General features: G+C 37.6%; 8 protein-coding genes. 3 read left to right on the top strand and 5 right to left on the bottom strand.

Annotated features, from left to right (window positions below; genetic code table 11):
• The first annotated feature begins 14 nt into the window (after positions 1 to 14).
• From GSY74_RS06945 to mltB, 3 genes are all read left to right on the top strand, one after another.
• Entirely contained in the window at positions 15 to 2,096 is a 2,082-nt protein-coding gene (locus GSY74_RS06945) for an RNA degradosome polyphosphate kinase (RefSeq protein ID WP_164664380.1), read from the top strand.
• Entirely contained in the window at positions 2,093 to 2,617 is a 525-nt protein-coding gene (locus GSY74_RS06940; RefSeq protein ID WP_164664379.1) for a gamma carbonic anhydrase family protein, read from the top strand. Before GSY74_RS06945 ends, GSY74_RS06940 begins: the two co-directional genes overlap by 4 nt.
• Before the next feature lie 129 nt (positions 2,618 to 2,746).
• A complete protein-coding gene (mltB, locus tag GSY74_RS06935; RefSeq protein WP_164664378.1) occupies positions 2,747 to 3,934 on the top strand; it encodes a lytic murein transglycosylase B in 1,188 nt (395 codons plus the stop codon).
• Positions 3,935 to 4,137: 203 nt separating this feature from the next.
• Here the strand turns inward: mltB and GSY74_RS10890 are convergent, their stop codons facing one another.
• Genes GSY74_RS10890 through GSY74_RS06915 form a run of 5 tightly spaced genes read right to left on the bottom strand, consistent with a single transcriptional unit; the run spans position 4,138 to position 7,742 of the window.
• Positions 4,138 to 4,263 (bottom strand): hypothetical protein, encoded by a 126-nt coding sequence (locus GSY74_RS10890; protein ID WP_255494573.1) that lies wholly within the window; start codon positions 4,261 to 4,263, stop codon positions 4,138 to 4,140.
• 11 nt (positions 4,264 to 4,274) lie between these two features.
• Positions 4,275 to 5,015, bottom strand: coding sequence for an RluA family pseudouridine synthase (locus GSY74_RS06930; RefSeq protein WP_164664377.1), 741 nt, complete (start codon positions 5,013 to 5,015; stop codon positions 4,275 to 4,277).
• Positions 5,016 to 5,064: 49 nt separating this feature from the next.
• A complete protein-coding gene (gene waaA / locus GSY74_RS06925) occupies positions 5,065 to 6,240 on the bottom strand; it encodes a lipid IV(A) 3-deoxy-D-manno-octulosonic acid transferase (RefSeq protein WP_164664376.1) in 1,176 nt (391 codons plus the stop codon).
• 12 nt (positions 6,241 to 6,252) lie between these two features.
• Positions 6,253 to 6,972 carry a zinc ribbon domain-containing protein gene (locus GSY74_RS06920; protein WP_164664375.1) on the bottom strand — a complete coding sequence of 240 codons (720 nt, stop codon included), beginning with the start codon at positions 6,970 to 6,972 and terminating at the stop codon, positions 6,253 to 6,255.
• A gap of 47 nt (positions 6,973 to 7,019) precedes the next feature.
• Positions 7,020 to 7,742 (bottom strand): Nif3-like dinuclear metal center hexameric protein, encoded by a 723-nt coding sequence (locus tag GSY74_RS06915; protein ID WP_164664374.1) that lies wholly within the window; start codon positions 7,740 to 7,742, stop codon positions 7,020 to 7,022.
• Positions 7,743 to 7,800: the final 58 nt, after the last annotated feature.

Here is a 7,800-nt window from a genome sequence, read left to right as displayed (position 1 = left end):
TTATAGGGAACAAAATGCCCAAAGACCTAACCTCCCCAGACCTATACTTCAACCGTGAACTCTCATGGCTAAAGTTCAACACCAGAGTACTTGCCCAAGCCAAAGATAGCTCTCTGCCTCCACTAGAGAGAATGAAATTTATCGCTATATATGGAACAAACCTTGATGAGTTCTATATGATTCGTGTGGCAGGACTAAAAGCACTCTTCAAGGCTAGAATACAAGAGACAGCTATTGATAAAATGACACCAACAGAACAGCTTGAAGCGATTCACAAAACTCTACATAGGGAGCAGAGAACACTAGAGTCTTCATACAAAGAGATTATGAAGGATTTAAAGAGTCACAATGTCACCATCAAAGGTTATCCAAAACTCTCAGACAGGCAGAAAGAGATAATCAAAGATGAGTTTTTTGAACAGATATATCCTGTGATTATGCCTATCGCGATTGATGCGACACATCCCTTTCCTCATCTAAACAACCTTAGCTTTGCACTAGCTCTTAAGTTTGAGGACAGAAAAGGAAACATCAAACATGGGCTTATACGAATACCAAGAATTCTACCTAGATTTTTGGAGGTAGGTCACTGCTTTGTTCCTATTGAGTCTGTGGTTGACCACTTTAGCACGGAGCTTTTTTCTGGTTTTAAGAGAGTCTCATCAACCCCTTTTCGAGTCACACGAAATGCTGATATAGAGATAGAAGAGGAGGAAGCTGATGATTTTATGGAGATGTTAGAGGAGGGAATCCGTTCGAGAAATAGAGGAACTCTCGTAAGACTAGAGCTGATGGAGGGGGCGGATGAGGAGCTTGTGGAGTTTTTGACCACTCACCTAAAACTCGACTCTCATGATATATACTACTACAAGATACCTCTAAATCTTGGAACACTTTGGCATATCGTAGGGCAGAAGAAGTTGGCACACCTCACACTGCCAACCTATACTCCAAAAACTCTGCCACCATTTGATGATAACTCTGATATATTTGAAGCGATAGAGAAAAAAGATGTTCTGCTCTACCACCCATATGAGAGCTTTGACCCTATTGTCAACTTCATAGAGGAGGCATCAAAAGACCCCAATACCCTCTCTATGCGTATGACTCTATATCGTGTAGGGAAAAACTCTCCAATCGTAGATGCACTCATCCGAGCTTCACAAGATGGAAAACAGGTAACCGTTTTAGTTGAACTAAAAGCTAGATTTGATGAGGAGAATAATCTACATTGGGCAAAAGCACTAGAGGATGCAGGGGCTCATGTTATCTATGGTATTACAGGTCTAAAAGTTCATGCAAAAATAGCACAGATAACCAAAAGAAAAGGCTCTAAACTACAGAGCTATCTTCATCTTGGAACTGGAAACTACAACCCCACTACCTCACGAATCTATACTGATATGAGCTACTTCACTACAAAAAAAGAGTTTAACCAAGATGCAACCAAGTTTTTTCACTTCATAACAGGTTTCTCTGACCACACTACACTCAAAAGACTTATTATAGCTCCAACAGATATTAAACCTAAACTAATATCACTAATAGAGGAGGAGTCATCTCATAAAGAGAAGGGGTTTATTATCCTAAAAGCCAACTCTCTAGTTGACCCAGACATCATACAAGCACTCTACAAAGCTTCTATGAAAGGGTGTAAAATTGAGCTTATTATTCGTGGGATATGCACTCTAAAACCAGCGGTTGATGGAGTTAGTGATAATATCTCGGTATACTCCATCATAGGTAAATATCTGGAACACCCAAGAATATACTACTTCAAACATGATAAAAACGAGTGCTATATATCTTCTGCTGACTTGATGCCTCGAAATCTTATTCGACGAATTGAGATTATGACCCCTATTGTGGAGCCACATCTACAAAAAAAGATAAAACAGATACTCTCTTTGCAACTACAGGACTCCAAGCTTAGATGGAAGCTTAAAAATTCAGGTGAGTATAAACAGGTTAAGCAAGGTGATAAAATAGTCAATAATCATGATATTTTAGAAGAGTTCGTAACTAAAATTTATGATAAAGCACAAAAAGACTCTTCGGAATATATAAATAAAAGAGTACTAAAAGGAAAAAAATGACAATAAAATACAAAAACTGGACACCAACCCTAAAGAAAAGAGCATGGATTGCTGATGGAGCAACTGTAATAGGACGCACAGAGATAGGAGAAGACTCCTCAATATGGTTTGGCTCCATAGTAAGAGGTGATGTTCACTATATCAAAATAGGAGATAGAACTAGCATCCAAGACCTCTCGATGGTACATGTAACCCACCACAAAAAAGAGGATATGAGTGATGGAAATCCAACCATTATCGGAAATGATGTAACAGTGGGACACAGGGTAATGCTTCATGGTTGTACTATAGAGGATGCCTGTCTGATTGGAATGAGTGCTACTATTCTTGACGGTGCTGTTATTGGCAAAGAGTCTATTGTAGGAGCAGGTGCATTGGTTACCAAAAACAAAGTTTTTCCTCCAAGAAGCCTAATCATAGGAAGCCCTGCAAAAGTTATAAGAGAACTCACAGATGCAGAAGTCGAAGAGCTTTATGCATCTGCAAAACGATATGTGGAGTTCAAAAATAACTATCTTTAACTTTTTATGGTAAAATAAAATAAATTTCTTGTAGAACTTGGAATCGGAGGCTTCAGCCCCGAAAGAGTCGAAACTAAAGTTTTCGTTTCCTAATTTTGCAAGAAGCTTAATAAAACAAAGGATTTTACCATGAGATATACAAAGATAGTCCCATTAATTGCTTCTCTTTTTGCACTTAATGGATGTATCCAAAAGGTTGAGGAGCCTAAAAAGCAAATTGTAGTTAGAGAGCATATACCAATAGCACCTACCTATCCTATAGAGGTAATAGAAGAGACTCCTGTTGTAGTTGAAGCCACCCCCTCTGCCCTACCTGCACATACTCCACCATTTCCGCTACAGACTATACAGAGTCAATATCTAGGAGGTTCCTACTCCAATAGCTATAAACTAAAACAGTTTATCAATGAGATGGTGCAGAAGCATCACTTCAGCAGAAGCTATCTTCAAGGTGTTTTTTCAAGTGTAAATCGTGATGTTAAAGCACTTACAAAATATAATGTAATTGGCAAGAGAACTAAACCAATGGCAAAACACACTACCCCTGGAGAGTGGGATAGATATCGTAAAGATTTCTTTCCTGATAGAATTGGGAAAGGTGTCAAGTTTTGGAAGGAGAACAAATTTTACCTCGATAAAGCTTATAGAGAGTATCGTGTAGCACCTGAGTATATTGTTGCGATTATCGGTGTTGAGACAAACTTTGGAAGCTATACAGGAAACCATAAAATCCTAGATGCTCTAACTTCTCTCTCACTAGAGTATAGAAAACGCTCAAAGTTTTTCACAACTCAACTAGAAAACCTTCTTCTCTTAACAAGAGAGCAGAAACTTGACCCAAGAGCGATACTTGGCTCTTATGGAGGAGCATTTGGACTTGCACAGTTTATGCCTGACTCATTTAGACAATACACTGTTGACCATGATGGCAGTGGGCAGATAAACCTATTTACCAAAGCTGATGCTATCGGAAGTGTTGCTAACTTTTTTAGAGAGAAGGGAGGATGGAACCCTAATATACCAGTTGCTATGAGAGTAAATTATAATGGAACCAGATTTCATGGTGCAAAAGCAGGTTACAAAACAGAGTATCCCCAAACTCAAATGCGGTCGCTAGGTATGACTCCTACTAGCAACTTCTATGGTTATAGAGGTTCTGTAATGCTTGTAAAACTAAATAGATATACAAAAGATGAGATGTGGTGGGGGACACCAAATCTATATGCGATTGCTAGATATAATCCAAGAGAACACTATATTATGGCTGTTCACCAGTTGGCACAGGCTATTCGGATGAACTATTATAGGAGACGATAGATTAGGGCTAAAGTTAGAGGGTTTGAATATTTCATTCCCCTCTCCTGTAGGTAGTACTCTCTTTTAAATCAATTTATCTTTTTGCACAAATTTTTGGTACACTACCCTCTATATTATCAACCACCACAAAAGAGTTCTCTATATCTGTTTACTTTTCAACCAATTGAAAAGATTTTGGTATATTTTTTTCAATTAATTGAAAACTATCTCTCATCTTTTTTTTGACTATCTTTTGTATCACCCTTTTTAGGCGACTTCAAAACAATATAAAACGCTACCAAAATAATCCCATAAACTATATAATATAAAACGCTATCATTCTCTTGCACATTAAACTCCTCTATTTATATTTTTGTATATCTCTAGGCTCTTTAGCTTCAAATGCATAACCCAAAAGCGAAAGAGCTTTCGCATGAAGCAAAATCCTCTTGGAACGGGTCACAGAACCATATCGCTCATCACCTACAATAGGGTGACCAATACTTGATAGATGCACACGAATTTGGTGTGTTCGCCCTGTCATAATCTCTATCTCTACTTTGGACTTTTTACCCTGTATCTCTAGTGGTTTTACAACCGTAATCGCAGGTCGTCCACGCTCTTCGTTGATTTCTGAAAAAGCTTTTCCACCCTGTTTATGTGTGGCAATAGGAGCATTAATAGTAATCTCTTCACAAAATACCCCCTCTACCCATGCCACATATCGTTTCTTGACTTTTCGCCTCTTAAAAGCTTCTATTGCATCTGCTAAAAAATCTTCATTTCGTGCAAGAATCAAAACCCCAGAGGTATCACGGTCAAGACGATGAATCAAAACAGTCTCATCCTCCTCTATCGCATCTTGCAACTCATACGAATCCAAAAGTGCTGGTTTATTGATAGCTAAAATATGCTCATCTTGATAGATAATCTTTACATTTTCTATTCGCTCTACTCTAAAGTTTGTATCATTTGGCATCTCTGCTCTAGCAATCTTAACTTTTTTATCAGTTACATATACTAATCCTCGGTCGATTAACTCTTTTGCTTTTTTATTTGAAATATCCTCTTGCTGTGCAAGTAGTTTATACGCTTTTTCCATCTTCTAACTCCATTTGTTAAATAGGAAGGGCAGACACATGGGTCTGCCCCTACAGAACATCTTTTATAGAATTTAATATTGGTTCTATATCGGTTCTTTGAATTATCTTTGTTGGGATTAACTGCCCATGCTGTTGTAATCTTCTAGCCAAATTTGACTCTGTAACTATCGCTATCCCCTCTATCATTGAGAAGATGTCTCGTTGGTTAAAGTAATGCTCTCCAGAGATTATTTTACAACCAAACTGTGCTGCCTCTGCTGCATTATGCCCACCAACTTTGGCAAAAGCTCCACCCAAGATAACAATATCCGATATTGCATAGATATTAACCAACTCACCTAAAATATCAGCAACGACTATATCCGAATTGAACGCCTCATTGTCTGAGTAGTTATGCCAAGAGTAGTGATGCTCTTTGGCAAAATTTTTCACCATCAAAGAGACCTTCTCAAATCGTTCAGGATGCCTTGGAACCACTACCAGTTTAGCACTCTTCTCTTCCTCTTTTAGTTTAGCAAAAGCTTCTAGTATCAACTGCTCTTCACCCTCATGAGTACTTCCTGCACAAACAAGCATCGCTTTTGGTTTTGATAACTGTTTCGTAACTACAGAAATATCTGCCAACTTCACATTTCCAATAACTTGAACATTTTTAGCACCCAACAACTCTAATCTCTCTCTGTCTATCTCACTCTGTGCGTATACCTCGTCAATATAAGCAAATATCATCTTATAAAACCATGACATCCTCTGATATTTATGAAACGATCTATCACTCATCCTCGCATTGATAAGCAGTGTCTTTGCCCCTCTCTTTTGTGCCAAAGCAAAAAGAAGATACCAAAACTCTGCCTCCATCACCACTAAAACTTTTTGAGGCTTAAGCCAAAAGAAGAGCAGAGGTTCAAACGGCATATAACGGCTCTGTTCACTCTGCTTTTTAGAAATAGCCTCATATCCTGTCTGAGTTGTAGTAGTAAGTCTCAAAAGCTCTTTTGGTAACTTATCAACTATAGAATATATAGCTCGTGCCTCACCAAAACTACAAGAGTGAAACCAAATACCATCTGACTTCAAAGGTCTGTTATTTTTCAAAAAAAATCGTGCAGGAATAGAGATTTTATATTTTGACCTTCGTTTTGAAAACCAAAATAGAAAAGGGAGTGCTATAACATATATTATGGTAATGATTACACTATAGAGGATAAAAAATATCTTATCCAAATGAGATCCTACCTATGCCTCAGCAGTTTGAGGCCCAAGATACAAGATTCTCCCACAGTGGTGACAGGTATGAATCTCTTCCGATTTAATAATTGCTGCATATGCCGAGTCGTTCAGTTTCATATAACAACCATAACAAGCTTGTTTCTTAACAGGTACAACAGCTGTATTTCTAGCCCAGATACGAATCTTCTCATAAAAAGATAAAATCTTCTGGTCAATAGCCATAGTGTTGTTCTCTCTTGTCGCAAAAAGTTTAGCCTTATCTGCCTCAATAGAGTTCATCTTCTCGGTTACCGTGACAGAGACTTTATCCACTTCCTGACTTGCATCTTTCAACTGGACAGTTACTACCTCAAGCTCTTGATTTTTCACATCAAGAATCTTATTTTGTCTCTCTATCTCACTATTGGCATGACTCAACTTCTCTTTAGCAAGTTCAGTCTCCATCTGTAGAGCCTTCATCTCTTTTTCTGTCTTGACCTCTTTCTCTTTGCTCACACCAAGTGTCAACTGCTCACTCAAAACTTTAATCTGCTCTTCATAAGAAGAGATCTTAGAGTTAGCATCATCTATCTCTGCATTCAAGCCATTAATTCTTTTGTCAATATCCTCTTTTTTTGTTACTTTTCTAGCCAGTTTTTTCTGTGCAGCTTCGATTAGTGGGGTAAAGTCATCTATCGACTTGTCTATCTTTGAAAGCTCAATTAGCTCATTTAAATGTTTGTTCAATCTCTATCCTTTGGGGTGTCAAGCCTATTTTGCTAATACCTATTTATCTAAATTATCTTAAATGGGTTTTGTGATTGCGAAATTATACCCAAATGACCTAAATTTTTCAATTCATCCATTAGCACATCCACAAAAAACTTCTCACTCTCATAATGACCAATATCAACCATCATCAGATTTTGACTCATAGCTTTCATCGCATCATGATATTTTATATCACCTGTCAAAAAACAGTCAGCATTCACCTCATCCATCAGTGAAGCTCCTGCTCCTGTTGTTAGTGCTATGGAGTTGATTCTATTTTTTGGAGAAACCACACGCAGAGTCTCTAGATTCAATTTTGTTTTTAGAAGATTTAAAAGTTCATCCTTTGTCCAATTACCTGTTGTTCTGCAAATAAACTCATCTTGGAACTCTTTTTTGAAACCTAGAACTTTTTCAAATACATAACTGTTGAGATGGGTCTTGTCAAAATTGGTATGCATAGCAATTAATGATAGTCGTTTTTGTATCATTATCTCTAGCAGATTTGAAGGATAAACAGAAAAATCTAACTGTTTAAGTCCTGAAAAGATGAGTGGATGGTGAACAATAAAAAGTGTATCCTCTTTTGCATACTCTAACATCTCTCTATCTATATCGAGAGCAATGACTATCTGCTCAAACTCACGGTTCATCTCACCCACGAGCAGACCTGAATTGTCCCATTTTTCTTGTAGTTCAAATGAACTTATTTCGTTTAGTTGGTTGTATATTTCTTCTATTTTCATTATTTTTCCGTAGGTCGGGCTGCCCTCTGCCCGACAAAATTTTAAACATTTAATTTAT

Source organism: Sulfurovum sp. bin170 (assembly GCF_010892395.1).
GTDB lineage: Bacteria > Campylobacterota > Campylobacteria > Campylobacterales > Sulfurovaceae > UBA1140.
The sequence above is the reverse complement of the archived record's forward strand: the minus strand, read 5'-3'. Positions and strand labels throughout refer to the sequence as shown.